The sequence below is a fragment of the Kitasatospora sp. NPDC056273 genome (genome assembly GCF_042268845.1).
Taxonomy (GTDB): Bacteria; Actinomycetota; Actinomycetes; order Streptomycetales; family Streptomycetaceae; genus Kitasatospora.
The window spans coordinates 1906-28175 of record NZ_JBHJSJ010000040.1; the positions used below are offsets into that span (position 1 = coordinate 1906).

At 72.3% G+C, this 26270-nt stretch carries 21 protein-coding genes and 1 rRNA gene; 4 read left to right on the forward strand and 18 right to left on the reverse strand.

Features of this window, described 5'->3' with window-relative positions; genetic code table 11:
• Positions 1–132: 132 nt before the first annotated feature.
• The 12 genes from ACFCY1_RS28790 to ACFCY1_RS28845 form a co-directional block, all read right to left on the reverse strand.
• Positions 133–1170, reverse strand: coding sequence for a PstS family phosphate ABC transporter substrate-binding protein (locus ACFCY1_RS28790; protein ID WP_181970635.1), 1038 nt, complete (start codon positions 1168–1170; stop codon positions 133–135).
• 450 nt (positions 1171–1620) lie between these two features.
• On the reverse strand, positions 1621–2025 hold the full coding sequence (locus ACFCY1_RS28795) for a hypothetical protein (protein ID WP_049655595.1): 405 nt from the start codon (positions 2023–2025) through the stop codon (positions 1621–1623).
• Entirely contained in the window at positions 2015–2428 is a 414-nt protein-coding gene (locus tag ACFCY1_RS28800) for a DUF1508 domain-containing protein (protein WP_074002007.1), read from the reverse strand. The genes ACFCY1_RS28795 and ACFCY1_RS28800 overlap by 11 nt, the downstream gene beginning before the upstream one ends.
• A gap of 168 nt (positions 2429–2596) precedes the next feature.
• Positions 2597–4495 carry a GAF domain-containing sensor histidine kinase gene (locus ACFCY1_RS28805; protein ID WP_082345964.1) on the reverse strand — a complete coding sequence of 633 codons (1899 nt, stop codon included), beginning with the start codon at positions 4493–4495 and terminating at the stop codon, positions 2597–2599.
• 46 nt (positions 4496–4541) lie between these two features.
• Positions 4542–8060, reverse strand: a complete 3519-nt coding sequence (gene cydD / locus ACFCY1_RS28810; RefSeq protein WP_375876505.1) for a thiol reductant ABC exporter subunit CydD — start codon at positions 8058–8060, stop codon at positions 4542–4544.
• A gap of 4 nt (positions 8061–8064) precedes the next feature.
• Positions 8065–9090, reverse strand: coding sequence for a cytochrome d ubiquinol oxidase subunit II (gene cydB, locus ACFCY1_RS28815; RefSeq protein ID WP_074002005.1), 1026 nt, complete (start codon positions 9088–9090; stop codon positions 8065–8067).
• A 33-nt stretch (positions 9091–9123) separates the two neighbouring features.
• Positions 9124–10668: a cytochrome ubiquinol oxidase subunit I gene (locus tag ACFCY1_RS28820; RefSeq protein WP_049651270.1), complete on the reverse strand. Its 1545-nt coding sequence runs from the start codon at positions 10666–10668 to the stop codon at positions 9124–9126.
• A 372-nt stretch (positions 10669–11040) separates the two neighbouring features.
• Positions 11041–12402 carry an oxygenase MpaB family protein gene (locus ACFCY1_RS28825; RefSeq protein WP_375876506.1) on the reverse strand — a complete coding sequence of 454 codons (1362 nt, stop codon included), beginning with the start codon at positions 12400–12402 and terminating at the stop codon, positions 11041–11043.
• Positions 12395–12631, reverse strand: coding sequence for a hypothetical protein (locus tag ACFCY1_RS28830; RefSeq protein WP_074002003.1), 237 nt, complete (start codon positions 12629–12631; stop codon positions 12395–12397). The genes ACFCY1_RS28825 and ACFCY1_RS28830 overlap by 8 nt, the downstream gene beginning before the upstream one ends.
• Positions 12632–12886: 255 nt before the next feature.
• The gene (locus ACFCY1_RS28835; RefSeq protein ID WP_375876507.1) at positions 12887–13786 is read right to left on the reverse strand and encodes an LAETG motif-containing sortase-dependent surface protein; all 900 of its coding nucleotides are present in this window, start codon (positions 13784–13786) and stop codon (positions 12887–12889) included.
• A 261-nt stretch (positions 13787–14047) separates the two neighbouring features.
• Positions 14048–15547, reverse strand: coding sequence for a sensor histidine kinase (locus tag ACFCY1_RS28840; RefSeq protein ID WP_375876508.1), 1500 nt, complete (start codon positions 15545–15547; stop codon positions 14048–14050).
• 12 nt (positions 15548–15559) lie between these two features.
• Positions 15560–16348 (reverse strand): response regulator transcription factor, encoded by a 789-nt coding sequence (locus ACFCY1_RS28845; RefSeq protein WP_304414264.1) that lies wholly within the window; start codon positions 16346–16348, stop codon positions 15560–15562.
• Between the two features lie 398 nt (positions 16349–16746).
• Between ACFCY1_RS28845 and rrf the strand changes: the two genes are divergently transcribed.
• Both rrf and ACFCY1_RS28855 read left to right on the forward strand, forming a co-directional pair.
• A 5S ribosomal RNA gene (gene rrf / locus ACFCY1_RS28850) occupies positions 16747–16863 on the forward strand.
• 232 nt (positions 16864–17095) lie between these two features.
• On the forward strand, positions 17096–17809 hold the full coding sequence (locus ACFCY1_RS28855; protein ID WP_030246527.1) for an IclR family transcriptional regulator: 714 nt from the start codon (positions 17096–17098) through the stop codon (positions 17807–17809).
• A gap of 112 nt (positions 17810–17921) precedes the next feature.
• Here ACFCY1_RS28855 and aspS read toward each other — a convergent pair whose 3' ends face one another.
• Both aspS and ACFCY1_RS28865 read right to left on the reverse strand, forming a co-directional pair.
• The gene (aspS, locus tag ACFCY1_RS28860) at positions 17922–19229 is read right to left on the reverse strand and encodes an aspartate--tRNA(Asn) ligase (RefSeq protein WP_375876509.1); all 1308 of its coding nucleotides are present in this window, start codon (positions 19227–19229) and stop codon (positions 17922–17924) included.
• Positions 19230–19502: 273 nt separating this feature from the next.
• Positions 19503–19856, reverse strand: coding sequence for a UBP-type zinc finger domain-containing protein (locus ACFCY1_RS28865; protein ID WP_117488836.1), 354 nt, complete (start codon positions 19854–19856; stop codon positions 19503–19505).
• A 384-nt stretch (positions 19857–20240) separates the two neighbouring features.
• On the opposite strand from ACFCY1_RS28865, the gene ACFCY1_RS28870 reads away from it, so the two are divergent.
• Both ACFCY1_RS28870 and ACFCY1_RS28875 read left to right on the forward strand, forming a co-directional pair.
• Entirely contained in the window at positions 20241–22475 is a 2235-nt protein-coding gene (locus ACFCY1_RS28870) for a transglycosylase domain-containing protein (protein WP_375876510.1), read from the forward strand.
• A 134-nt stretch (positions 22476–22609) separates the two neighbouring features.
• Positions 22610–23044: a VOC family protein gene (locus ACFCY1_RS28875; protein WP_375876511.1), complete on the forward strand. Its 435-nt coding sequence runs from the start codon at positions 22610–22612 to the stop codon at positions 23042–23044.
• A gap of 32 nt (positions 23045–23076) precedes the next feature.
• Here the strand turns inward: ACFCY1_RS28875 and ACFCY1_RS28880 are convergent, their stop codons facing one another.
• The 4 genes from ACFCY1_RS28880 to ACFCY1_RS28895 form a co-directional block, all read right to left on the reverse strand.
• Positions 23077–24180, reverse strand: a complete 1104-nt coding sequence (locus ACFCY1_RS28880) for a methyltransferase domain-containing protein (protein WP_375876512.1) — start codon at positions 24178–24180, stop codon at positions 23077–23079.
• A complete protein-coding gene (gene tgmB, locus ACFCY1_RS28885) occupies positions 24177–25151 on the reverse strand; it encodes an ATP-grasp ribosomal peptide maturase (protein ID WP_375876513.1) in 975 nt (324 codons plus the stop codon). Before tgmB ends, ACFCY1_RS28880 begins: the two co-directional genes overlap by 4 nt.
• A gap of 1 nt (position 25152) precedes the next feature.
• Positions 25153–25491 carry a hypothetical protein gene (locus tag ACFCY1_RS28890; protein WP_375876514.1) on the reverse strand — a complete coding sequence of 113 codons (339 nt, stop codon included), beginning with the start codon at positions 25489–25491 and terminating at the stop codon, positions 25153–25155.
• 187 nt (positions 25492–25678) lie between these two features.
• The gene (locus ACFCY1_RS28895; protein WP_375876515.1) at positions 25679–26266 is read right to left on the reverse strand and encodes a Scr1 family TA system antitoxin-like transcriptional regulator; all 588 of its coding nucleotides are present in this window, start codon (positions 26264–26266) and stop codon (positions 25679–25681) included.
• Positions 26267–26270 lie beyond the last annotated feature (4 nt).

Genomic DNA, 26270 nt, shown 5'->3' on the forward strand with positions numbered 1-26270 from the left:
CTCTTTTGGTTCTTTTTTGTTGGTTTTTTTTTTTTTAAAACTCCACTCGCCGTATACCTTTTTCTTGGGGTCTTGGGGGGGGGGGGGGGGGGGGGGGGCCGCCCCGCCCCCGCCGGTGTGGTGCGGGGTGGATCAGGAGTGGGTGACGGAGCCGCAGGCGAAGGAGGACAGCGGCAGGAAGCCGAAGCTCTTGATGTCGTTGGCGCCGTTGGTGCAGAGCCAGCCGCCCTTGCCGAAGATGGCGCGCAGGGTGGCGTTCGAGGTCCACTCGCTGTCACGGAAGACGTTGTAGACCACGCGGGAGTACGGGGTGGCCGCGAAGGCAGCGCTGATCGTCTTGGCCGTGGTGTCCACCGGGCCGCCGGTGACGCCGTCGACGTTGCGGATGGTCAGCGGGCCCTGGACGTCGGCACCGCTGCCCTTGCCGTAGTAGACCTGGCCGATGTAGTGGGCCACGGAGTAGGGGACCAGCGCGTTGACGTCGGCCAGGGCCGTGTCGCTGCCCTGGTTCTCCTGGGTGCCGCTGGTGACACAGCCACCGGGGGTGACCGCGGCGCCGCCACCGATGGTGGTCAGGAAGAACGAGCGGGTGCCCGAGTCGGCCTGCGGCAGGAAGGGCTTGATGGTGGCGTTCGGCAGCGACGGGTCGATCTGGTTCCAGGTGGTGACCGCGCAGGTGTAGATGTCCTTCAGGTTCGCGGTGCTCAGGTTCGCCGGGGCGTTGCCGGCGACCGGGGCGGCCCAGGCGACGGCGTCCTTCGCCAGGCTGACGAAGTCGTCGCTGCTCGGGTCGCTCGCCTGCGGGCCGCGCGAGGAGCGGGCGAAGTCCACCGTGGTGTTGGTGTAGGTGGTCAGCGCCTTGATGCCGGCGCCGGAGCCGTTCGGGCGGGCGATCGCGGCGGAACCGGCCTTGGGGGTGATGGTGGTGCCGGTGGGGGTCGCGTCCCAGCTGTAGACGCGGGGGGCGTTCGGGTCGGTCAGCGACGCGTTGTAGTCGGCGGCGAGCTGGTTCACGACGGCCTGGGTGGTGTCGGAGCCGGTGCCCACGAAGTCGATGGCGCGCGGCGTCACGCCGGCGGCCGGGTCGGCGACGGCGGTGCCGCCGGCGACGGTCGCGATGGAGGTCGCCAGGGCGGCGACGGTGAGCAGCTTGGCAGCGGTCTTACGCATGTTCCTCTTCCTCCGGGGGAGAGACGTACATCGCGTGAAACCCGTACTCCGTTCGGGAGTTCGGGGCCGTGTGGCCGCGTCCGCTGCGGCCTCGCCGGCAGTGCCGATCCTGTCCGGCGGGGAGGTTCCGCCGGAAGGGAGGCCGGGTCCGGCCGGGGAATGTCGACTCATCGGTTCGACGAGGTTTAGCCACTGGTCAGCGTGCACGTGACAGGGGCACTACCGGCCCTCCGAACCCGGTCGACGTTCTTCTCCAGGAAGCTGCTCGGGGTGTTGCCGGAAACCTGCCCTTCACCGGAACTGCACGGACGGGGGCCGTGGACGGAACCGCCGCCTCCGGACGCGCCCCCGGACATGCTCCGGACATGCTCCGGATACGCCCCGACACGCCTCCGGACATGCCGACATGGCGGCCCGTCGCGTTCGACGGACCGCCATGCACGCGGTCTTCTACAGCGGCCGGCGGCCGTCCCGCCCCGATCGCCGCAACTCCTGCCCCACCCACTGCAGTCCGGCCAGGAACCCCTCGATCCCCGCCTGGCACTGGTCCCGCCGCAGGTATCCCCGGGCGCTGCGGGCGACCGGGACGGCGTCGGCCGCCCCCGGCCGGGTGCTGCGCACCGGCAGGTAGGCGGCCCAGACCCACTGACGTCCTTCGGACTGCCCGACCGAGCACCGCAGCGCGGCCCGTTCGATCAGCAGCACCCGGACGGCCTCGGCGAGTTCGTCCTCGCTGCGGTACGTCCGTACGCCGACCCCGAGCGGCCTCCCGTTGGCGGCCCGCAGTGCCCAGCCGAGGCAGCGGTCGGCCGCCGGCACGATCAGCAGTCGCGGGCCGCGTCGCTCAGCGGCCATCGGTGCGTCTCAACGGTACGGCGGGCTCCGGGAGTTCGTGCGGAGGCTGCTTGGAGAGCAGCACCACGAACCGCCGGAAGGCGTTCTGGCAGGTCGCGTACCGCTCGTACGCGCGGCTGGAGCGCACCTCGGGGAGGGCGCGCGAGCCCGGGACGACCCAGATCCAGCCGATGCCCTCCCGCACGTGGGTGATGCGCGCGGTGAGCCCGGGCGCCGCGGCGCGCAGGCCGTCGAAGCCCCGCTCGGCCTCGCCCGCCGTCTCGAACGCGGCCGGGGTGATCGCGACCACCCGGCCGTTGGACGCCTTCAGTTGCCAGCGGTAGCGCCCGTCCGCTGCCCGTTCGGCGCGGAAACCCCCTCGACTTGCCCCTGCTGCGGTGTGACCGCGGCCGGCAGCGTTCACTGCCCCCTCCGTCCGGTTGCCCTCCGGTTTCCCCTCCGAGCGGAGCAAAGCTATGTGTGCACACGGAGCCCCCGAAAGCCCAGAACGTTCACAACTTGCGCTGTTGGTCGGGAAGTTCTCTCTCGTTTAACTTTCACCGGTTCTTGGTGGCAGCCACGGTCGGAACCCTCAGAGCCGGGCCGTCCAGCGCACCATCGTGCCCTTGCGGTACGGCCCGCTCTCGTGCCAGGCGTCGCCGCCGAGCGCCTCGGCGCGCCGGGTGAGGTTGAGCAGGCCGCTGCGCCGGCCGCCGGCCGGGATGCCCACCCCGTCGTCGGTCACGGTGAGCAGCACGCCGGGCCGGCCGCCCCGGTCCAGCGAGTCCGGGTCGCCGCCCACCGGGCGGCCGTCCTCGCCCAGGTGGGTGGTCGCGTCGATCTCCACGCCGACCCGGGAGGCGCGCGCGTGCCGGGCCGTGTTGGAGAGCATCTCGCGCAGGGCGGCGAGCAGTTGACGGCCGGTCTTCTCCCCGACCAGGCTCTCCACCGGCCCGACGAAGCTCACCGAGGGCTTGAAGCCGAGCGCGGCCGCGGCCTGGCTGGCCTCCCGCAGCACCCGGGTGCGCAGGGTGTCCGGCGCGTCGCCGTGGTCGTCGTGCTGGAGGGCGTAGATGGTGGTGCGGACCTCCTGGATGGTGGCGTCCAGCTCGTCCACCGCCTTGCCGATGCCGACCCTGACCTCGGGGACGACGGCCCGCCGGGCGGCGCTCTCCAGCATCATCCCAGTGGCGAACAGCCGTTGGATCACCAGGTCGTGCAGGTCGCGGGCGATCCGGTCGCGGTCCTGGAAGACGGCCAGCCGCTGCTGGTCGCGCTGGCCCTCGGCGAGCCGCAGGGCCAGCGCGGCCTGCGAGGCGAAGGTCTCGGCGAGCTGCTTCTCGCTGTCGGTGAACGGCACCGCGCCGTGCGGGCGCCAGACGCAGAGCCCGCCGAGCACCCGCCCGGCGGCGACCATCGGCACGGCCATGGACGGGCCGAAGCGGCGGGCGAGCCGGATCACCACGGTCGGGTCGCTGGACATGTCGTCCAGGTAGACGCTCTCCCCCGCGAGCAGCCGCGCCGCGAAGCTCTCCCTGGGCAGCAGTTCGCCGCGGACGTACTCGGCCAGTTCGCCGGAGGCGTGCGCGACCCGCATCTGCCCGTCGCCCTCGCCGCCGCCCTCCGGGCCGGTCGGCAGCAGGATCATGCCGAGCGCGGCGTCCGCCAGCTCCCGTACCTGCTCGGCGGCGACGGTCAGCGCGCTCTCGGCCTGCTCGGCGGAGAGCAGGGCGGTGGCGACGGCGGCGGCGCCGGCGATCCAGCGTTCGCGGCGGCGGCCCTCCTCGTACAGCCGGGAGTTCTCGATGGCCACGCCGGCCGCCGCGGCGAGCGCGTGCACCACCTGCTCGTCCTCGGGGGTGAAGGCGCCGCCGCCCTTCTTCTCGGTGAGGTAGAGGTTGCCGAACACCTCCGCGCGGACCCGGATCGGCACGCCCAGGAAGGTCCTCATGCAGGGGTGGTGCGGCGGGAAGCCGGAGGAGCGCGGGTCGGTGCGGAGGTCGGCCAGCCTCAGCGGCTCGGGGCGGTCGATGAGCGCGCCGAGGATGCCCCGGCCGGCGGGCAGTTCGCCGATCTCGGCGGCGGTCTCGTCGTCGACCCCGACGTGGATGAAGTCGGCCAGGCCGGTGCCGCCGGGGGCGATCACGCCGAGCGCCGCGTAGCGGGCGTCGACCAGTTCGGCGGCGCCCACGGCGATCCGGTGCAGGGTGGCGTGCAGGTCCAGCCCGGCCCCGATCGAGACCACCGCCTCCAGCAGCCGCTGCATCCGGTCGGTGACCGCGGCGGCCGACTGCAGGCGCTCGGCGACCTCGGTGACCAGGGTGTCCAGCCCGAGCGAGGCGATCTCCGGCACCTGGTGGGGCGTCTGCTCGGCGGCGGCCCCGGGGAGGTCCGACGGGAGGCCCGGAGCGGGGTCCGACGGGAGGCCCGGAACGGGGTCCGACGGGAGGCCCGGAGCGGGGTCGGGCGGGAGGTCCGGCGTGGGGTCCATGAAGAAAGCCTACGTTTGTACGCTTTTCAGCCGAAGGACGGCGCGACTAACGGGTGACGGCCCGGCCGGCGACGGCCGGAACCGGCTCCAGCAGCCCGTCCGCCTCCCGCTCCCGCCGCCACATCGCGTGCAGCCGCCCGTCCGGGTCGGCGACCAGCTCCGACCAGCGGCCCCGCTCGGCCACCCGTCCGCCGTCCAGCACCAGCACCTCGTCCACCGTGGTGTCGTCCAGCCCGGCCAGCCGGTGGGTGATCAGCACGGTGGTGCGGCCCGCGGTGGCGGCCAGCAGGTCGGCGGTGAGGGCGTCGGCGGTGGGCAGGTCGAGGTGCTCGGCGGGCTCGTCCAGGACCAGCACGGGGAAGTCCGCGAGCAGCGCCCGGGCGAGCGCCAGCCGCCGGCGCTGGCCGCCGGAGAGCCGGGCGCCGTGCTCGCCGACCATGGTGTCCAGGCCGTCCGGCAGGCCCTCGGTCCACTCCAGCAGCCGGGCGGCGGCCAGCGCGGCGCGCAGCTCCTCCTCCCCCGCCGCCGGCCGGGCCAGCCGCAGGTTCTCCCGCAGCGAGCTGTCGAAGACGTGGGCGTCCTGGGCGCAGAGCCCGATCACCCGGCGGACGGACTCGCCCGCCAGCGCGCGGCTGTCCACCGCCTCGGGGCGGCCGTCGGCGAACCGCACCGTCCCGGCGCTCGGCTCCAGGAAGCGCAGCAGCGCCTGGGCGAGGGTGGTCTTGCCGGAGCCGGACGGGCCGACCACGGCGATCCGGCGGCCGGCCGCGAGGTCGAGGTCCACCCCGACGAGCGCGTCCGCCGTCTGCCCGGGGTGCCGTACGGTCAGCCCGCGCACCGCGACGGGCAGCGGCCGCTCGGGCAGTGCCACCGGTTCGGCGGGCTCGGCGACCGGGGGTTCGGCGGAGAGCACCTCGTCCAGCCGGGCCCGCGCGGCGCGGCTGCGCTGGCGGGCCTGGACGGCGAGCGGCATCCCGGTGACGGCCTCGAAGGCGGCCAGCGGGGTCAGCACCACCACGGCCAGGCAGACCGGCGCCAGCACCCCGTCGCGCACCCCCTGGACGCCGACGGCGGCCGCGGCGGTCACGGTCAGCCCGGTGAGCAGGGCGATCAGCCCGGTGCCGAGCGCCGTGGTGGCGGCCGAGCGGGCGGCCAGCCCGGTCAGCGCGGCGTCGGCGCTACGGACGGCGGCCAGCCGGCCGGGCAGCGCGCCGGCCACGGTGAGCTCGGCGGTGCCGGTGAAGGCGTCCACCACGGCGGTGGCCAGGCGCCCGCGCGCCGGGGCCTGGCGCCGCTCGGCGCCGGCCGACCAGCGGGCGGCCAGGGCGGGCACCAGCCCGCCCGCGAGCAGCAGTCCGAGGCCGAGCACCAGCCCGGCGGCCGGCAGGAAGGCGGCCATCGCCGCGGTCGAGGCCAGCGCGACCAGGCCGGCCACCGCGGCCGGCAGCCGCCAGCGCAGGTAGTGGTCCTGGACGGCGTCCACGTCGGCGACCAGCCGGGAGAGCAGGTCGCCGCGCCGGAAGGCGGGCAGTCCGGCCGGGGCGAGCGCGCTCAGCCGCCGGTAGACGGCGGCCCGCAGGGTGCCGAGGGTGCGCAGCACCGCGTCGTGCGAGACCAGCCGCTCGGCGTAGCGGAAGACGCTGCGGCCGATGCCGAAGGCCCGTACCGAGGTGACGGCCATCATCAGGTAGAGCACCGGCGGCATCTCGGAGGCCCGGGAGATCAGGTAGCCGGAGGTGGCCATCAGCGCGACGGCGCAGCCGAGGGCGAGCGCGCCGAGCAGAATCGAGAGCGCCAGCCGGGGGGTGCCGCCGCCCTCGGGCCGGGGCTCCTCGGCGACGGCGGGGGCGGGCGTGGGGCGGCCGCTGTGGGCGAGCGGCGCCACCGGGGCGGCCGGGGCGGCGGCCGCCGGGGCTCCCGCCAGCCGTACCCGTCGGTCGGCGACGGCCAGCAGGGCGGGCCGGTGCGCGACCACCAGCACGGTGCGCGCCGGGTCGGCGGCGAGCGCCCGGACGGCGTCCACCACGGCCGCCTCGGAGGCGCCGTCCAGGTTGGCGGTCGGCTCGTCCAGCAGCACCAGCGGCCGGTCCTCGGCGAGCAGCACCCGGGCGAGGGCGAGGCGCTGGCGCTGCCCGGCGGAGAGCCCGGCGCCGTCCTCCCCGAGGACGGCGGCCAGGTCGGTCACGAAGTCGAGCGCGTGCGCGGCCCGCAGCGCCGTCCAGAGCTGCTCGTCGGTGGCCTCCGGGCGGTAGAGCCGCAGGTTCTCGGCGACCGTCCCGGCGAACAGGTGCGGGTGCTGCGGCACCCAGGCGATCTGCCGCCGCCAGCTCTCCGGCTCCAGCTCGGCCAGGTCGTACGTCGTACGGCCGTCGGCGGCGGTGATCCGGACGGTGCCCGACGACGGGGCGGTGAGGCCGAGCAGCACGGCCAGCAGGGTGGACTTGCCGGCGCCGCTGGGGCCGGTGAGCGCCGTGCTGGAGCCCGGGCGCAGGGTCAGCGCGGCGCCGTCCAGCGCGGGCTCGGTGCGCCCGGGGTGCCGGACGACCAGGCCCTCGGCGGCGATCACGGCGCTCGCGAGGTCGGGTGCCGGGGTGGTGCCGGCCGCGGGCAGCGGGGTCTCCAGCACCCGGAACAGCTCGTCGGCGGCGGTCAGCCCCTCGACGCTGGAGTGGTAGAGCGCGCCGACCTGGCGGATCGGGAAGTACACCTCGGGGGCGAGCACCAGGATCAGCAGCCCGGTCTCCAGGTCGAGCGTGCCGTCCACCAGCCGGAAGCCGACGGTGACGGCGACCAGCGCGACGGACAGGGTGGAGAGCAGCTCCAGGGTGAAGGAGGAGACGAAGGCGATCCGCAGGGTGCGCAGGGTGGCCCGGCGGTAGTCGGCGGTGATCCGGGCGATGGTGGCGGCCTGGGTGCGGGCCCGGTTGAACACCTTGAGGGTGGGCAATCCGGCGACCACGTCGAGGAAGTGGTGGGAGAGCCGGGACAGGGTGTTCCACTGCCGGTCCATCCGGGACTGGGTGGCCATCCCGATCAGCACCATGAACAGCGGGATCAGCGGCAGCGTCCCGGCGATGACCGCGGCCGAGGTGAAGTCGGCGCCGACGATCCGCAGCAGCACGATCACCGGGACGACCACGGCCAGCGCCAGCTGCGGCAGGTAGCGGGCGAAGTAGTCGTCCAGCGCGTCGATGCCGCGGGTGGCGAGGGTGGTGAGTTCGCCGGTGCGCCGGCCCGCCAGGTAGGACGGGCCGAGCGCGGTGGCGTGGTCGAGCAGCCGGCGCCGCAGGGTGGACTTCACCCGGGCGACGGACCGGTGGGCGGTGAGTTCGGTGAGCCAGCCGACCAGCCCGCGCCCGACCGCGGTCAGGGCGAGCAGCAGCAGCGGCGTGGTCAGCTCGCCGAGCGTCGCCCCGCGCTGGAAGGCGCGGACGACGATCTCGGCGATCAGACTCGCCTGGGCGACCACCAGGGCCGCGCCGACCGCGCCGAGCAGCGCGGAGCCGGCGAGGAAGGCCCTGGTGGTGCGGGCGTACCCGAGGAGTCGGGGGTCGACCGGCTTCACGGCGTCAGGCCTGGTCGAGCGGGGCGGCCGGATTGTGCCCGGGGATGTGCTGGACGCCGATCCGCTTGCGGAACACCCAGTACGTCCAGCCCTGGTAGAGCAGCACCAGCGGGGTGAAGATCGCCGCCACGACGGTCATCACCTTCAGCGTGTACGGCGAGGACGCGGCGTTGCTGACGGTCAGGCTCCACTCCGGGTTCAGCGTGGAGGGCATGACGTCCGGGAAGAGCGCCAGGAAGAGCATCGCGACCGCGGCCACGATGGTCGCCCCGGAGAGGCTGAACGCCCATCCCTCGCGGCCGAGCTGGTTGGCCGCCAGGGCGCCGAGCAGGGCGACCACCGCGACGATCATCGCGGCGAGGCTGCGGCCGTTGCCGTGGTCGACCTGGGTCCAGGTCAGGAAGGCCAGCGCCAGCACGGCGGTCGCCAGGCCGGAGACCAGGGCGGACCTGCGGGCCCGCTCGCGGATCTCGCCGACCGTCTTGAGCGCGGCGAACACCGAGCCGTGCAGGGTGAACAGGGCGAGCGTCACCAACCCGCCGAGCAGCGCGTACGGGTTCAGCAGGTCCCAGAGGGTGCCGACGTAGTTCTTCTGCGCGTCGATGTCCACGCCGCGCACGATGTTGGCGAAGGCCACGCCCCAGAGGAAGGCCGGGAGGAGGGAGGTCCAGAAGATGGCCTCCTCCCAGTTCCGCTGCCAGCGGGCGCCGTCGTTCTTGGCCCGGTACTCGAAGGCCACCCCGCGGACGATCAGGCAGACCAGGATGACCAGCAGCGGGATGTAGAAGCCGCTGAAGAGCGTCGCGTACCAGTCCGGGAAGGCCGCGAAGGTGGCGCCGCCGGCGGTCAGCAGCCAGACCTCGTTGCCGTCCCAGACCGGGCCGATGGTGTTGATCAGCACCCGCCGCTCGGCGGTGTTGCGGGCCAGCGGCTTGGTCAGCACGCCGATCCCGAAGTCGAAGCCCTCCAGGAAGAAGTAGCCGATCCACAGGACCGCGATCAGCACGAACCAGACGTCGTGGAGTTGCATGTCAGATCCTCAGTTCCCCGGTGTCCCGGCGCCTCAGTAGGCGAAGGCGAGCGGCTTGTCGGCGTCCTCGTCCGAGGACGGTCCGCGCAACGACGGGTCCTTGGTGGGTGGCTGCTCGGTCACCACCGGGCCGGCCTTGGCGTACTTGACCAGCAGCCGGACCTCGATGACGGCGAGGATCGCGTACAGCGTGGTGAAGGTGGCCAGCGCCCCGATCTGGGTGCCGACGCTGACGTTGGGGGAGACCGCGCTGGCCGTGGTCATCAGGCCGAAGACGGCCCAGGGCTGACGGCCCATCTCGGTGAAGATCCAGCCGAAGCTGTTGGCGATCAGCGGGAAGCCCATGGTCAGGATGCCGATCCGCCAGCTCCACTTGGTCAGCTGCGGCCCCAGCTCGCGCCTGGGGGTGAGCATCAGCCGGGGCACCTCGGTCTCGCCGGTGCGGAACTCGGGGTGCAGGAAGAGCTTCTTCCGGGTGGTCCACAGGCCGATCAGGCCGGCCAGGAAGGAGGTCATCCCGAAGCCGATCATGAGGCGGAAGCCCCAGTAGGTGACGAAGATGCTCGGGATGTAGTCCTTGGGGTCGCCGCCGTGCTGGGCGGCCTCGGCGGCGGCGGTGTCGTTGATGCCGGGGACGGACGAGCTGAAGTCGCTGTGGGCGAGGAAGGAGAGTATCCCGGGGATCTCCAGGGCGACCGAGTTGTGGCCCTTGCTGACGTCCCCGACCGCGAAGACCGAGAACGGCGCCGGCGCCTGGGTCTCCCACAGTGCCTCGGCGGCGGCCATCTTCATCGGCTGCTGCTCGAACATGACCTTGCCCAGGGTGTCGCCGCTGAGCGCGGTGCCGGCGCCGAAGACGACCGCGAGCACCAGGCCGAGCCGCAGCGAGGTGCGCATCGCGGCGGTCTTCTTCGGGTCGGCGGTCTCCGGCTTGCGCTTGGCCTTCCAGAGGTGGAAGGAGGCGATGCCGACGACGAAGGCCGCGCCGGTGAGGAAGGCGGCGGTCAGGGTGTGGAAGACGACCACCAGGGTGGTGTTCTGGAACAGCACCCGGACGACGTCCGTCAGTTGGGCCTTGCCGGTGACCGGGTCGATCGCGTAGCCGACCGGGTGCTGCATCCAGGAGTTGGCGGCCAGGATGAAGTAGCCCGAGAGCACGGTGCCCAGCGCCACCATCCACATGCAGGCGCAGTGGATCTTCCTCGGCAGCTTGTCCCAGCCGAAGATCCACAGGCCGATGAAGGTGGACTCGAAGAAGAAGGCGATCAGCGCCTCCATCGCGAGCGGGGCGCCGAAGACGTCGCCGACGAAGCGGGAGTAGTCGGACCAGTTCATGCCGAACTGGAACTCCTGGACGATGCCGGTGACCACGCCCATCGCGATGTTGATGAGGAAGAGCTTTCCCCAGAACTTGGTGGCGTGGAAGTACTTCTCCTTGTTCGTCCGCACCCAGGCGGTCTCCAGACCGGCCACGATCGCGGCCAGGCTGATCGTGAGCGGGACGAAGAGGAAGTGGTAGACGGTGGTGATGCCGAATTGCCATCGCGCGATGGTTTCGTGAGCGATTGCCAGTTCCACGTCGCCCTCTCTCCCAACCTGCCCGCGTGACGACGGGCATCTTCCGGACAAACTTCATCTATAGCCGTAGACCGTTGCTCAACCACGCAAGCTTGTCCGCTTGTGAACGTGAACACGTTCACAAGGAGCAGTATCCACCATCCTTACGGGGGAACCGCAGGTGGGGTGGGATTGACAGGCTGTGCGCTGCGTCACGGGCCGCGGCGCGGTCCGCACAGTCTGCGGACCCACCGCGGGCCGGGGCAACGAACGACCGGGCGGATGGCCGGAAGTTGTTGGCCGAACCGGCGCTTGACAGGCCCGCGACCCGGTCGCCCCGACGGGATCCGCGTGCTAGGGCCTGTCTTCGGACTCGCCTCTACGGGCCACGCCCTACGGGCGGCCGAGCAGCTCGGTGCCCGGGACGGAATCGGCGCGGGCCGTGAAGAACCCGGTGAATCCGGCCAGGAACTCCTCCCGGGTGATCCGCCCGTCCCCGTCGGCGTCCAGCCGGCGGAAACCGTGCGACAGCTCCGCCGGGTGCACACGCGGCCCGCCGAACACCGCGCGGTACTCGTCGAACTCCAGGAAGCCGCTGCCGTCGGTGTCGGCCGCGGTGAACACCGCCCGCAGCGCGGGCAGCAGCCCCCGCTCCAGGTAGGCCTCGTCCCGGTCCAGGCCGGCCAGGGTCGCCGCCACGAACTCCTCCCGGCTGACCCTCCCGTCCCCGTTCGCGTCCATCACCGCGCGCAGCTGCTCCCACCAGCTGTCGAAGGCCTCGTACACCCGGGCCTCGCCCGCCTCGTCCAACTCCAGCTGCCAGCACACGTTGTGCGCCATCGCCCGCAGGTCGTGCGCGGTGATGAAGCCGTCGCCGGTCTGGTCGAGCACCTCGTGGAAGAAGCGGTCCAGCCTGGGCCCCCGGCCGTCCCGGTGCGGGCGGTGGCGCTTCGGCGTCCGGTGCTCCTCCGGGGAGCGGTAGCGCAGCCGGTCCGGGAGGAGCGGGACGACCGCGCCCACGCCGCGGTGCAGCACGGCGGACAGCAGCGCGGCCCGCCGGGTACGGACCAGCCCGAACCGCTCCCGCACCGCCGGCGGCAGGTCCGCCACCGTCAGCTCGCGGATCGCCCGGGCGACCACCACCCGCACCACCCGCCAGCCCGCGTCGCCGAGGAACCGGAGCCGGCGCGGCGCGGGCGCCTCGCGCAGCAGGTCGTCCAACAGGTGGCGCGCCGCCTCGGTGTGCTCCAGCCGCTCCCGCGCGTACCGGGCGAAGTAGGCCGGCAACTCCCCCACGGTCTCCGGGATCTCGCCCTTCGGGAGGTCGAAGACGGCGACCGCCTCCCGGAACTCCGCGTACGCCTGCGCCAACTCCCCCGCGTCGTACCGGTCCCCGCCCAGCCGGCGCATCGCGACCACGCCCTCGAAGAGCGTCAGCAGCACCCACGCCCTGGTCGCCGCGTCCCCGGCGTCGTACGGCCGCCCGTCCGGCCCCGTCCCCCGGATCCGCTTGTGCGCCCGCTCCAGCCGCGCGACCTCCCGGCGCAGCGCGTCCGCGTCCTGGTAGAACAGCCGTCGCCCGCTGCCCAGCGTGTGCTCCACCCGCCGCCACGGGTGCGCCCGGTACGTCGAGTGCTCCGCCATCCCCGCCGCCACCACCGGATCCGCCGCCTGCAGCACCAGCAGCCGCCACGCGACCAGCACGATCCGCCACTCCGACAGGTCCCGCCTGAACGACGCGCCGCGTTCAGCCACGGCGCTCACCGGTGATCTCGGGACCGATCACGAAGCCCTTGGCGGGGCCCTCGGGGATCACGGCCTCCTTGCCGTACGGGACCCGGGTCGAGGTCGCGTAGGCACGGCGCTCGGGGTCGGGGCCGGTGAGGACGGTGACGGCGTCGAACCCCTCGATGATCTCCACATGGATGCCCTCGGGGACGTCCATGGACTTCCACATCTCCCACAGCGCCTGGTCCAGGTCCACGCCGGTCTCCTCAACAGCAACCGCGCTCATCGGAACACCCCAATTTCCCGTCCAGTGATCAGCCCGCGCGAGCCCGCGCGAGCAACGGCAGCACGGTCGCACGCGACCTGGGGGTCGGCCGGGTGAACGGCAACGGGTTCACTCGATCGAGGAGTTTCGGGGCCGGGAACGCCGGAACCGCAGGACGGGCCGGGGCCTGTCCTGCGGTTCGGGGGTGGTCGCGCCCGCCTTTCGGGCGGGCGCGGACCTGGTGGGTCAGGAAGCCGAGCGGGCCGGCTTGCGGCGGGAGACGTAGAGGGCGGCGGCGCCGAGGCCGAGGGTGAGGCCGGAGCCCAGGGCGAGGTACGGGGTGGCGGGGTTGGAACCGGTGTCGGCGAGTTCGGTGGCCGAGCCGGTGGTGGCGGCCTGCGCGGCGGTCGCGGTGCTGGTCGAGGTGGTCGACCTGTTCGAGGCGGTGGCGGCCTTGGTCGCGGTGGACGCCTTGGTCGCGGCGGTGTCCGAGGCCGGGGTGCCGGCGGCGGGCTGCTCGGCCGGCTTCTCGACGGGCTTCTCGACCGGCTTCGCGGCGGCGGCCCGGGCGTCGGCGAGCGCCTTGTCCGCGGCGGCCTTGGTGGCGGCCGCGGCCTTGGTGGCCTCCTGGGCCGTGGAGATCCGCCGGAACGCCTCGACCTTGGCGTCGTCCAGGGCCTTGCCCGCGGCGGTCACGGCGGCCTTGGCCTTCTCGTCCGCGGCGGTGGCGGCGTTGGCGGCCTCGAACGCCTTCAGCATCCGCTCCCTGGCCTTGGGGAGGTCCTCCTCCTTGGCGGTGCCGTACGCCCGAGCGGCCTCCTCGGCCTCCTTGTCGGTGGTCTCCCTGGTCGCGGCGGCCTGCTTGGCGGCGGCCCGCGCCTCCTGGAGCCTGCCCTGGTAGGGCTGCGGGTCCTTCAGGAACGCGGTGGCCTCGGCCGTGACCTCGGCCTCGTTCGCGACGGCCGCCGTGTGGGCCTTGGCCGCGGCCGCGGCGGCCTGCTCCAGCTCGGCGATCGAGCCGCTGTCGCTCCGGGTCTGCGTCACCGACGCCGACTCCGCGAAGGCGGGCGCGGCGGAGAGCACGGCGGCGGGCGAGACGACGGCGGCGACGAGGACGGCCGAGACCAGCGAACGGCGGAGGTTCACGATGACCCCTTTCGGGTCGAAAGGAAAAGCAAGGGTCACGGCCGGAGGGTTCCTCACGGCCGGACGACGCCGATCATAGGCACACGCATTCTTAACGCTCCATGCCGGATTCCGGCAATGACCGGGCGTCCAACCTTCCGGGTTCACCAGGGAATTGACGAGTCGACAAAGCCGGGGCAAAAGCGCGCCCCAGACGTCCGAATTCGTGGCATTCGGGTCGGCGGGGCCGAATTCGCGGCATTCGGCCCCGCGGGAATCCGGTCAGCGCTGCCGGGGGAGTTCGACGCGGAAGGTGGCGCCCTCGCCCGGGGCGGTGTGCAGGGTGAGGGTGCCGCCGTGGGCGCGGGTGAGGGCGGTGGCGATGGCGAGGCCGAGGCCGGCGCCGCCGCCGTTGTCGCGGCTGCGGGAGGCGTCGACCCGGAAGAACCGGTCGAAGACCCGCTGGGCCTGCTCCTCGGTGAGGCCCGGGCCGGAGTCGGCGACCTCCAGCAGGCAGACGCCGCCGGGGCCGGCTCCCACCCCGATCCGGACCGGGGTGCCGGCCGGGGTGTGCTTGACCGCGTTGCCGACCAGGTTGGTGACCACCTGCCGCAGCCGCGCCTCGTCGCCGAGGACGGGCGCCGCGCCGGGCGCGCCGGTGCCGGCCGGGCCGGTGAGCGCGACCGGGCGGCTCGGGTCGAGGGCGGTGAGGTCGTGCAGCGCGTCGGCGGCGAGGGTGCGCAGGTCCATCGGGGCGAGGTCGAGCGGGCGCTCCTCGTCCAGCCGGGCGAGCACCAGCAGGTCCTCGACCAGGGCGCCCATCCGGTCGGCCTCGCTCTCGATCCGGGTCATGGTCCGCTTGACGTCGGCCTCGGTGGGCAGCGCGCCCATCCGGTAGAGCTCGGCGAAGCCGCGGATGCCGGCCAGCGGGGTGCGCAGCTCGTGCGAGGCGTCCGCGACGAAGCGCCGCATCCGGGCCTCGGACTCGGCGCGGGCCGCGAAGGCCGCCTCGATCTGGGTGAGCATCCCGTTGAGCGCGATCGACAGCCGGCCGACCTCGGTGCCCGGGGAGAGCTCCGGCATCCGGTGCGACAGCTCGCCGGCCGCGATCCGCTCGGCGCCCGCCTCGATCCGGCGCAGCGGCCGCAGCCCGGCGCGCACCGCGAAGAAGCCGAGCGCGGCGATCAGCACCAGGACGCCGCCGCCGATGGCCAGGAAGGAGGCGCTCAGCCTGCCGATGGTGGCGTCGATGTCCTCGCGGGAGACCGCCACCATGACGTAGGTCGGGGTGACCGCGGGCGAGGCGTACGCGCTGGGGTTGGCGGCCTGCCCGCGGGGGGCCTGGAGCGGCAGCACCAGCACCCGCCAGCTGTGCCGGCCGCGCTGGTCGGGCAGGTCGAAGGGGACGTCGGGGGCGGTCCGGGTCGGGTCCAGTCCGGCCAGTTGGGGCGCCGGGTCGCTGTCCGAGACGGGCTGGCGCATCAGCGCCTGGACCTTGCCGTCCGAGGAGAGGTACTGCACCAGGTACTGGCTGGGCAGGCTGACCCGCCGCCCGGCGACCAGGGGCTTCCCGGCGGCCGGCGCGACCACCTGGCTCGGGGGCTTGCGGGAGAGCGGCAGCCCGTACCGCTGGAGCTGTTCGTCCAGCTGTTCCACCAGCTGGGTCCGTACGGCGCCGAGTACGAAGGTGTCGCTGACCGCGAGCCCGGTGGCGACCAGCGCGAACACGAGCACCAGCAGCCGGGCGCGCAGCGACAGCCGGGAGGAGAAGCGGGCGGGCACGAGCGGGTCCGGTCAGCCCTGCGGGGGGCGGCGCAGGGCGTAGCCGATGCCGCGCACGGTGTGGATCAGCTTGGGGCCGTGCGCCGGGCCGGAGTCGAGCTTGCGGCGCAGGTAGGAGATGTACGACTCGACGATGGAGAGGTCCCCGCCGAAGTCGTAGGCCCAGACGTGGTCGAGGATCTGCGACTTGGAGACCACCCGGCCGACGTTGGCCATCAGGTAGTGCAGCAGCTTGAACTCGGTCGGGGAGAGCGAGACCGGGGTGCCGCCCCGGGTGACCTCGTGGGCGACCGGGTCGAGGCTGAGGTCGGCGACGACCAGTCGGCCGTCCTCGGCGGGCCCGCCGGCCCGGCGCAGGATGGCGCGGATCCGGGCGATCAGCTCCTCCAGGCTGAAGGGCTTGGTGACGTAGTCGTCCGCCCCGGCGGCCAGGCCCTGGACCTTGTCGCCGACGCCGTCCTTGGCGGTGAGGAAGAGCACCGGCAGGTGGTCGGCGGGGTGCCCGTGGGCCGGCCCGGCTATCTGCCCGCGGCTGGTGCGCTCGCGCAGCTTCTCGACGACGGTGAAGCCGTCGAGGTCGGGGAGCATCACGTCGAGGACGACCAGGTCCGGGCGCTCGGCGGCGACCAGTTCGAGCGCCTCGGTGCCGGTGGCGGCGGAGGCGACGCGGAAGCCGGAGAAGCGCAGCGAGGCGGAGAGCAGCTCGCGGATGTTGGGCTCGTCGTCCACGACGAGCAGGAACGCCTCGCCCTGGCCGCCGGGCACCGTGGAACCGCCTGGTGTGGTGACAGTGCCTTGCACGGGGCTTTCGCCTCCCGGTCGGACGATGACGTTCAGCATGAGGCTAGCCCCCGGAGGCTATGCGGCATGGATGAATGTTGGATTAACACCTTATCGGTCGGTTTTTGGGCGATCGGCGCACAGGGGTGGGGTCGGTGGTGTGCGCACGGGCGTGGACACGACGGACGGGGCGCGCACGCTGCGTGACGCGCCCCCTCGGTGTGCCGGCTCCCCCTCCGAGCGGGTCGACGCGAGCCGACGGGTGGACACCGCCCGCCGGTCGGCCCGACCCCCGGTCGCGAGCGACCCCCCGGACGCGACCGGCCCCTCGGGACCGCGGAATCCGTTCGCTTTTCCTCCTGCTATGATTTACAGCGAGGCGTAGGCAGTGCTTTCGAGCAATTGCCCGGCCCGATCATTTCGGTGGTCATAGCGAGAGGGAAACGCCCGGCTCCATTCCGAACCCGGAAGCTAAGCCTTTCAGCGCCGATGGTACTGCAGGGGGGACCCTGTGGGAGAGTAGGACGCCGCCGAATTCTTCTTACGGCCCCTGCCGTGTTTCGAAAGAGACACGGCAGGGGCTTTTTGCGTTTCTCCGGCCGTTCCCCGGCCGTTCCCCGCCCCCGGTACGGGCGCCGACCCGCCCGCAGCGGCGCGTCCGCCATCCGAGACGCCGAGTCCCGGAAGTGGTGCTTTGCGGGCATCTGCGAGGATGGCGGACATCGAAACAGACTTGCGTCTCGCTACCTGAGACTGCAATATCATGCTATGGACAACACTAGCGGCGTCGGCGTTCTCGACAAGGCCGCTCTGGTGCTCAGCGCACTGGAGTCGGGCCCCGCCACACTGGCGGGGCTGGTCGCCGCCACCGGTCTGGCGCGCCCCACCGCCCACAGACTCGCCGTCGCACTCGAACACCACCGCCTGGTCACCCGCGACATGCAGGGCCGCTTCATCCTCGGCCCCCGCCTGTCCGAACTCTCCGCCGCCGCCGGCGAGGACCGACTGCTCGCCACCGCGGGCCCCGTCCTCACCCACCTGCGCGACGTCACCGGGGAGAGCGCGCAGCTCTACCGCCGCCAGGGCGAGATGCGCATCTGCGTCGCCGCCGCCGAACGACTCTCCGGTCTGCGCGACACCGTCCCCGTCGGCAGCACCCTGCCGATGAAGGCCGGCTCCGCCGCCCAGGTCCTCCTCGCCTGGGAAGAGCCCGAGCGCCTCCACCGAGGCCTCCAGGGCGCCCGCTTCACCGCCACCGCGCTCAGCGGCGTCCGCCGCCGCGGCTGGGCCCAGTCCATCGGGGAGCGCGAGCCGGGCGTCGCGTCCGTCTCCGCCCCCGTCCGCGGACCGTCCAACCGCGTGGTGGCCGCCGTCTCCGTCTCCGGCCCCATCGAGCGGCTCACCCGCCACCCGGGTCGCCTGCACGCCCAGGCCATCATCGAGGCCGCCAACCGGCTCACCGAGGCCCTCCGCCGCAGCTGACCGCCGGGCAGCGCGGCCGGAACGCACGAACGGAACGGGCCGCGCCCGAGGAAAGGATCTCCTCGGGCGCGGCCCGTTCCGTCTCTCGGTCCCCCGCCTACGGTTCGACGCCCTACGGTTCGAGGCGGTGCGGGCCCCGGAAGAGGAACGTCGCCTCGCGGATCGACGGCAGGCCGAGCGCCAGCATCAGCAGCCGGCCGAGCCCCAGACCGAGCCCGCCGTGCGGCGGGGTGCCGTAGCGGAAGCAGTCGAGGTACCCGGAGAGCGGGCCGGTGTCCATGCCCTTCTCCCGGGCCTGGGCGACGAGGCGGTCGTACCGGTGCTCGCGCTGGGCGCCGGTGGTGATCTCCACGCCCTTCCACAGCAGGTCGAAGGACTCGGTGACGGTCGGGTCGTCCTCCGGCCGCAGGTGGTAGAACGGCCGCACGGCGGCCGGGAAGCGGGTGACGAAGACGAACTCGTGCCCGGTCTCCTCGGCGATCAGGCCGCACAGCGCCCGCTCGCCCTCGGGGTCGAGGTCCTCCTTGACGCCCTCCGGGTCCCAGCCGGTGGCGCGGAGCCGGGCCAGCGCGTCGGCCATCGTGATCCGGGGGAACGGCAGTTCCGGGACGACGACCCGGGTGCCGAAGTGCTCGGCGATCGCCGCGCCGTGGCGCTCGGCCACGGCGGTCAGGACGCGGTGCAGCATCCGCTCCTCGAAGGCCATCACGTCCTCGACCCCGTCGACCCAGGCGATCTCGACGTCGACCCCGGTGAACTCGGTGGCGTGCCGGGAGGTGAAGGACGGCTCGGCGCGGAACACCGGCCCGATCTCGAAGACCCGGTCGATGCCGCCCGCGATGGCCATCTGCTTGTAGAACTGCGGGGACTGGGCGAGGTAGGCGGTCCGGCCGAAGTAGCCGACCTCGAACACCTCGGCGCCCGACTCGGAGGCCGTCCCCATGAGCTTCGGCGTGTGCAGCTCGGTGAAGCCCTCCTCGGCCGCCACCTCCCGCATCGCCCGCTCGACGGTCGTCTGGACGTCGAAGACCAGCTGCTGGGAGGGCCGCCGGATGTCGAGGAACCGCCAGTCCAGGCGCTGGTCGATCCCGGTCTTCTCGTCGATCGGCAGCTTCGGCTCGGCCGGGGAGACGACCTCCACGCGGGTCGGGACGATCTCCAGACCACCGAGCTTGACCTGCGGGCTGGCGACCACCCGGCCGGTGATCTTCACGGCGGACTCGACCGTCACGCCCTCGAAGGCGGCCTCGATGACGTCGTCCTCCCCACCCCGGAGGTGGGTGACCTGCACGAGACCGGTGTGGTCCCGGACCAGGACGAACTGGATGCGCCGCTGGAGTCGGAGCGTGTTCACCCACCCGTAGACGGTGACCGTCTCCTCCAGGTGCGCGGGCAGCTCGGCGACAAGGGTGCGCGTCATGACAGGGAACTCCCCGGGTTTGCGGGCGCGTTGGTCGCGCCACGTCGACGGGCGGTAAACGGCCGCCCTGGGCGCGTTCACCGTAGAGGATCAAGCCCGTGGGAGTCGCGGGGTTTTCCGTCGTGTCCGGGCGGACGGCGGACGGTGTCCGGGCGGACGGCGGACAGGGGTCGGCGGCCCCTGCGCGGTGCGAGGGGCCGCCGGAACGGTGCGGTCGCCGTCGGCCGACCGCCTCGTACGGGGAGGAGGCGGTGGCCGTCGCGGTGGGGATCGTCAGTGCAGCTGCGACTGCCAGTCGGCGGGGACCCGGCCGGCCGGGCCCGGGGTGGGCTGGGTGACCGGGTGGGCGGTGGGCGGTGCCAGCGGCGGGCCCTCGTAGTACTCGCCGGTGTCCAGGTTCCAGAACCACTCCTCGCCGGGCTCGAAGCTGACCAGGAACGGGTGGCCGGCCTGGCGCGCGTGCTTCGTCGCGTGCTGGGCGGGGGAGGAGTCGCAGCAGCCGATGTGGCCGCAGGCCGCGCAGCGGCGCAGGTGGAACCACCATCCGCCGCCGGCCAGGCACTCCGCGCAGCCGTCGCCGCTGGGCACCGCGGCGGGGTCGATTCCCGGGATCGGCTCGCCGGTCATAGCTGCCTCCTCGGCTGGGCGGTCCGTCCCCACCAGCCTGGCCCGGCCGTGGCGGCGCTGCCAGTCCGGGGCACCTGACCGTCCGCGGCACTTGACCGTCCGGGGCACCTGACCGTCCGGGCGCCGCAACCTTTCGGCCCGCTCACGGCATCAACCTGGTAGGGGGCGGGCCACGGGAGGGGCGCCGCAGACGGGGCGGACCAGGGCGGCCGGGGGCGGGGCGGGGCGGACCGAGTCGGAGGCCGGCCGCCGAATTCCCCCGAATTCATTCGGTACGTATGCGATTCACCCCCCGGGAATCGACCCCGGAGCCTGTTGCAGAGCCGTGACAGCCGCACGCGAAAAACCGTTCGACCGGAGACTTCCAAGGGTTAGCATTCCGGAATGGCATCGAACCTCCCCCCGATATGGAGTTCCTCCGAGAACGCGGACCTCCAGCCGTCCCGCAAGGCCCCGCTCCGGCTGGCCCGCCTCGGTGCGACCTTCCTGGGGGTGAGCGTCGTGTCCGGTGTGCTGCTGGCAGGCCTCGTCCTACCCGTCGCCGGCGGCATCGGGCTGACGGCCAAGAGCACGGCGGAGGGGTTCGAGGACGTCCCGTCCGACTTCAAGACCCCGCCGCTCACCCAGGCGACCCAGATCTTCGACGCCAAGGGCGGCCTGATCGCCAAGGTCTACGAGCGCGACCGCACCGTCATCACCGCCGAGCAGATGTCGCCGTTCATGCGCCAGGCCCAGGTCGACATCGAGGACGCCCGCTTCTACGAGCACGGCGCCGTCGACCTCAAGGGCGTCCTCCGCGCGATCAGCAAGAACGCCGAGAGCGGCACCGCCTCCCAGGGCGCCTCCACGCTGACCCAGCAATACGTCAAGAACGTCAACGTCGAGCAGGCGGGCGACGACCGGGACGCCGTCCTGGAGGCCCAGCGCAAGACCCTGGGCCGCAAGATCCAGGAGCTCAAGGTCGCGATCAAGCTGGAGGAGGAGGTGCCGAAGGAGCAGATCCTCACCAACTACCTCAACATCACGTACTACGGGAACGGCGCCTACGGGGTGGAGGCCGCCTCCCAGCGCTACTTCAGCAAGAGCAACAAGGACCTCACCGTCGCCGAGGCGGCGACGCTCGCCGGGCTGGTGCAGAACCCGTCGCAGTACGACCCGAAGCTGCACCCGCAGGCCGCGCAGAACCGCCGCGACACCGTCATCGACAAGATGCTGGAGAACAAGCACATCACCGCCGAGCAGGCGAAGGAGGCGAAGGCCGCCCCGCTCGGCCTGAACTACAAGGCGCCGCAGAACGGCTGCATCACCGCCCAGGCCGGCATGGGCTTCTTCTGCGACTACGTGCGCCACGTGGTCAAGCAGGACCCGGCCTTCGGCCAGAGCTCCGACGAGCGCAAGAAGTTCTGGAACCAGGGCGGCCTGAACATCTACACCACGCTGGACCCGGAGAAGCAGGCCGCCGCCCAGAACGCGGTGAGCAGCAACGTCCGGGTCACGGACAGCGTCTCCGCCGCCGCCTCCATGGTCGAACCCGGCACCGGCAAGATCCTCGCCATGGCCCAGACCCGCCCGTACGGCCTGGACACCAACCAGAACCAGACCGTCGTCAACCTCAACGTCGACGCGGCGATGGGCGGCGGCAACGGCTTCCAGCCCGGCTCCACCTTCAAGCCGGTCGTCGCGGCCGCGGCCCTGGAGGCGGGCCTGCCGGCGACCCAGGAGTACTCGTCCCCGAACAAGCTCGAGTACCCGACGATGAAGACCTGCGAGGGCACCTGGAAGAACGAGGCCCGGCCCAGGACGGTGGTGCCCAACGAGTCCGCGAACGAGAAGGGCCCGTACCAGCTGAAGATGGCGATGGCCCTCTCGGTCAACACCTACTTCATCCAGATGGAGCAGGAGATCGGCCTCTGCGCGGTCAAGCAGATGGCCAACAAGCTCGGCATCACCACCAAGGCCAGCGGCAAGCCCCTGGAGGAGGTCCCCGCGATGGCCCTGGGCGTCGAGGAGATGAGCCCGCTGACCATGGCCAACGTCTACGCGACCTTCGCCGCCCAGGGCACCCACTGCGCCCCCGTCGCCATCAACCGGATCACCACCGTGGAGGGCAAGGACGTCCCCGTCCCGTCCTCCCAGTGCGAGAAGGCGTTCTCCGACTCGACGGCACGGGCGCTGAACACCGTCCTGAACGGCGTCACCGAGAACAACGGCACCGGCGCGGCGCTCAGCCTGGACGACAACCGCCAGATCGCCGGCAAGACCGGCACCTCGGACCGCAAGCGGGCCGCCTGGTTCAACGGCTACACCCCGCAGCTCGCCACCGCCGTCTGGATCGGCGGCCCCCAGGGCGGCGTCGAGATGCGCAACATCACCATCAACGGGAAGTACCGGGCCGAGGTGTTCGGCGCCGACGGCCCCGGCCCGATCTGGCGGGACGCCATGAACCAGGCCCTGCGCGGCACCCCCAAGCAGTCCCTGCCGATGGCCGACATCCCCGACCCGGCCCCCCGGACCGACCCGAACAAGACCCCGTCCGGCACCGGCACCGGCGCCCCCGGCGGCCAGGCGACCGCCCCGGCGGGCCCGGCGACCACCACCGAGAACGACCAGCAGCCCTGACGCCGCGTTCCCCGCGCGTCGCCCCGCACGTCGCCCCGTCGAGCACCGGCTCGGCGGGGCGACGTCGTTCTCTCCCCCTGTGCGGTGCCGGAAATTGAGCGGTGTGACTTTCTTGTCATGGCTATGGTGGCCCGATGGCATCGATCAAGCAGTTCCAGGTCACCTTCGACTGCGCGGAGCCCGAGCGCGTCGGCCGCTTCTGGTGCGAGGCCCTGGGGTACGTCCCGCCGTCCACGCCGGAGGGGTTCGACACCTGGGACGACTACCAGCACTCGCTGCCGCCCGAGAAGCGGGGCTCGTGGTTCGCCGCCAGTGACCCCACGGGTGCCGGCCCGCGCATGTACTTCCAGCGCGTCCCCGAAGGCAAGGTCGTCAAGAACCGGGTGCACCTCGACGTACGGGCCGGCACCGGCCTGGTCGGCGCGGAGCGCGTCGCGGCCCTGGAGGCCGAGTGCGCCCGACTGGTAGCCCTCGGCGCGACCCGCGTCCAGTTGCTGGTCGCCGACGAGGAGAACGAGTCGTGCCTCTCGATGCAGGACGTCGAGGGCAACGAGTTCTGCCTCGACTGAGCACCGCCCGGATTCCACAACTTCCTGTTCGCTCAGAGCGCCCAGCGGGTCACGCTGCCGTCCGGTGCCGAGTAGCTCACGAACTGCCCCTCCGGCCCGGCCTCGACCGTGAACCACTCACGGCGGGGGCGGTTCTGGCCCAGCCAGCTCCGGTGGGCGGCTTCGACCGCTCGCCAGAGGTCGCGGGGGCCGCTGCGGGCGACGGTGCCGCCGTGCGCGTGGGCGGTCGAGCCGTCCGCGACATCGCGAAGGACGTGACCGTCCCGGACGACGGTGGGACCGAGGTGGAGGTCGGCCCAGAACGCGAACCCCGGGTCGTCCAGGACCTGCGAGTTGGTCTCCGTCATCCGGCTATCCGCCTGCGGGCCCGGCACCTCCCGCCCGCTCTCCTTCCCGCCGCGCAACGGCATGAAGGCCGCCGGACGGTGCAGGAACCGCCCGACCGCGCGCCCGTCCGACACCTTGGTGAGCCTGGCCACCGCACCGCCCAGCGGGGCGACGATGAGGCCGCCCGGCGCGCACTGGTCGAGCCACGCCCGGGGCACGCGACGGACACCACAGGTGGCGATGATCCGGTCGTACGGCGCCCCCGGCGGGTACCCGTCGGCTCCGTCGGCCCGGACCACGACGGGCGCGAAGCCGGCCTCACCCAACCGGGTACGGGCGGTCGCCACCAGGTGCTCGGTGCGGTCGACGGTCGTGACGTGGGCCGCCCCCGCGAGGTGGCAGAGCAGAGCGGCGTTGTAGCCCGTCCCCGTCCCGACCTCCAACACCCGCTCCCCGGGCCGGACATCCAGCGCGTCCAGCATGTCGGCCATCAGGCTCGGCAGCGTGGAGGAGGAGGTCGCCACCCCGCGGACGCCGTCCGGCCCGGCATCCTCCGCGTGCACGCCGCCCACCTCGGTGACCAGCACCCGGTCCGCGTACACCTCCCGCAGCCACGCCTCACCGGCCGGCCAGGGGCGGTGCACACCCCCTTCCTCCCGGTAGAACACCGGAACGAACGGATGCCGCGGCACATTGAGGAACGCCTCGACCACCCGCGAGGACAGCACCGCGCTCACCCGCTCGATCTCCGAGGCCAACGCGACCCGCGCCCGCAGGAGTTGGTCTTCGTCATACAGGAGGGTCGTCATGTCTGGTGGACCCCTTCCAAGTAGTCGCAGATGGCAGCGGTGATGGGCAGGCCGGTCGCCTGCTCGATGAACCCGTACTGCCCGTTGGGGTTCACCTCAAGGAACGTCCAGTCGCCCGATGGCGACACGACGAAGTCGAAGGCACCGTAGGGCAGTTCCAGCCTGTCCAGCATGCGACGGACAGCACTCGCCACCGCTGCGGGAGGGTCGCAGGCCTGGTAGGTCAGGCTGTCGTAGTCGCTTCGCCAATCGACCTCCGCTGCCGCCGAGTTCGCGTGGATCCCGGCGGCGAACAGCCGCCCGTCGACGGCGGTGAGCCGCACTTCGTGGGCCTTGGGCACCCATTCCTGGAACAGGTGCGCCGTGGTACGGATCGACGGATCACCGGTGTCGGCCGTGCTCAGCACGCTCGCGTACACGGCGACCGACTGACCTCCGACCGTCCCGCGGATCGGTGTGAAGGGCTTGTAGACCACCGGAGCCCCGATGCCGTCCGCGAACTCCCGTGCGGCTTCAGGCCTATTGGTGATCAACGTGCGCGGGACCCGAAGCCCCGACTCGGCCGCCACCCGAAGCTGGAACGGCTTGTACTCGGCATCGGCCGCGCGGCCCGGCGGCGGCAGCCACCGGCAGGGCAGCGCGGACAGCAGGCCGCCGAACCCTCGCCGCGCCTCGGCGGAGGCCACGCTGCGGGCCTCCGCCGACATCTCGGCGGGGAACTCCGGTGCGGTCGGGCGACGGTAGTAGACCGACCGCACGGCCGAGAGGTCGAGTGTCCGCCGTCCGGTCGCCAGCGTCCCGGTCCAGCCGGACGCCCCGTCGAGGCCGGCCGCCAAGGCCAGCCTCGACGGGAACCACGCCGTGTCCGCCCGGAAGACGGGAGTTCCGCGCCGGTTCAGTTCCTCGATCACGAGGTCGGCGGTGGGATCGAAGGTCCCCGTCAGCACGAGGACGGCATCGGCGGTCGGCATCTCAGTCGCTGCTGCTTCCCGGGTCGTCCGGCGCGTCCATCTGCCCGGACGGCTGCGTCGGGCCGTAGGTCTTGGGCGGGGTGCTGGTCATGTAGACGCCGGGCGGGAGGCCCTCGTAGGTGCAGGTCTGCGTCTCGTCGTCGTAGCCGATGTCGGCGGGCAGGATCCCCCCGGCCCCGGTGACCGGGACGAGGAACCGGAAGGCGAACGGGCTCCCGGGCCCGCCCTCGCCGTCCAGCCCGGGCATCGGCGTCGCACCGGCGACGCCCATCGGCAGCCGGGACTCGGCGCGGTCGAAGACCGGCACGCCTCCCGGCCGGCTCAGAACGGTGGTGGACATGTGTGTACCTCCGCGTCGTCGCACTCATCGAGCAGTGGGCGCACGTCGGGTTCCCAAGCATTCTGGAATCCCTGCGGCTCCCATCATCGGACGAGCACAAATGTAGGGGCCAAACGCGGGTGGCCGGCAAGGATTTCCTGTTCGGTCAAAAATAGACCGAACCACGAAACAGGCGATCCATGTATGACTATTGACGATACCGATCTCCCCACTCGGCCAGCCGATCCCGGGCATCGCCGCCCCAGAGTGCATACCCTTCGAAGGATCGAAACTCCTTCAGATAATCCTCTACATCCTGCGACTCGCGGAACGCAAGCATTCCTGTCACAACTTCCACAGTGACCAGCGCCGAATCATAGATGGTGAACACGTTCAGCGGCCCCCGTGGTATGTGCCCTGCCATCGGGATGACACCGAGCCGAACATTCGGCAAGCGGGATACCAAAACCAGGTGGTCAAGTTGCATCGCCATGGCCCCTACCGGCAACAGCGGCCAGAGACAAGCCTGCTCGGTCAAGAGGAAGGCGAAGTGCTTGGTGGTGTCGTGAAGAACAGCCTGTCGCCCCAACTTCGCGGCAATGACCTTCGAATGGTCACCGGGAAGCGAAGCAAGACTGGCTTCGATGTACTCCGGCACCGCAAGCAGCCCAGTGACCATGGTCGGCAGGAAATACCGAAACTCGCTCGCGCCTCGCTCAAGTGCCGCCAACTCGTCTTGCTTCTCGTTCACGCCTAGCTGGCGTTGACTTCTTAAACCCTGCCATTCCACGCTCACGATG

Coding starts and splice junctions, on each gene's coding strand:
- tgmB (WP_375876513.1), bottom strand. CDS start 25,151: ATGCCGACCGCCGATGCCGTCCTCGTGCTGACGGGGACCTTCGATCCC.
- ACFCY1_RS28880 (WP_375876512.1), bottom strand. CDS start 24,180: ATGACGACCCTCCTGTATGACGAAGACCAACTCCTGCGGGCGCGGGTC.
- ACFCY1_RS28795 (WP_049655595.1), bottom strand. CDS start 2,025: ATGGCCGCTGAGCGACGCGGCCCGCGACTGCTGATCGTGCCGGCGGCC.
- ACFCY1_RS28875 (WP_375876511.1), top strand. CDS start 22,610: ATGGCATCGATCAAGCAGTTCCAGGTCACCTTCGACTGCGCGGAGCCC.
- ACFCY1_RS28865 (WP_117488836.1), bottom strand. CDS start 19,856: ATGACCGGCGAGCCGATCCCGGGAATCGACCCCGCCGCGGTGCCCAGC.
- ACFCY1_RS28870 (WP_375876510.1), top strand. CDS start 20,241: ATGGCATCGAACCTCCCCCCGATATGGAGTTCCTCCGAGAACGCGGAC.
- ACFCY1_RS28805 (WP_082345964.1), bottom strand. CDS start 4,495: ATGGACCCCACGCCGGACCTCCCGCCCGACCCCGCTCCGGGCCTCCCG.
- ACFCY1_RS28855 (WP_030246527.1), top strand. CDS start 17,096: ATGGACAACACTAGCGGCGTCGGCGTTCTCGACAAGGCCGCTCTGGTG.
- ACFCY1_RS28890 (WP_375876514.1), bottom strand. CDS start 25,491: ATGTCCACCACCGTTCTGAGCCGGCCGGGAGGCGTGCCGGTCTTCGAC.
- cydB (WP_074002005.1), bottom strand. CDS start 9,090: ATGCAACTCCACGACGTCTGGTTCGTGCTGATCGCGGTCCTGTGGATC.
- aspS (WP_375876509.1), bottom strand. CDS start 19,229: ATGACGCGCACCCTTGTCGCCGAGCTGCCCGCGCACCTGGAGGAGACG.
- ACFCY1_RS28790 (WP_181970635.1), bottom strand. CDS start 1,170: ATGCGTAAGACCGCTGCCAAGCTGCTCACCGTCGCCGCCCTGGCGACC.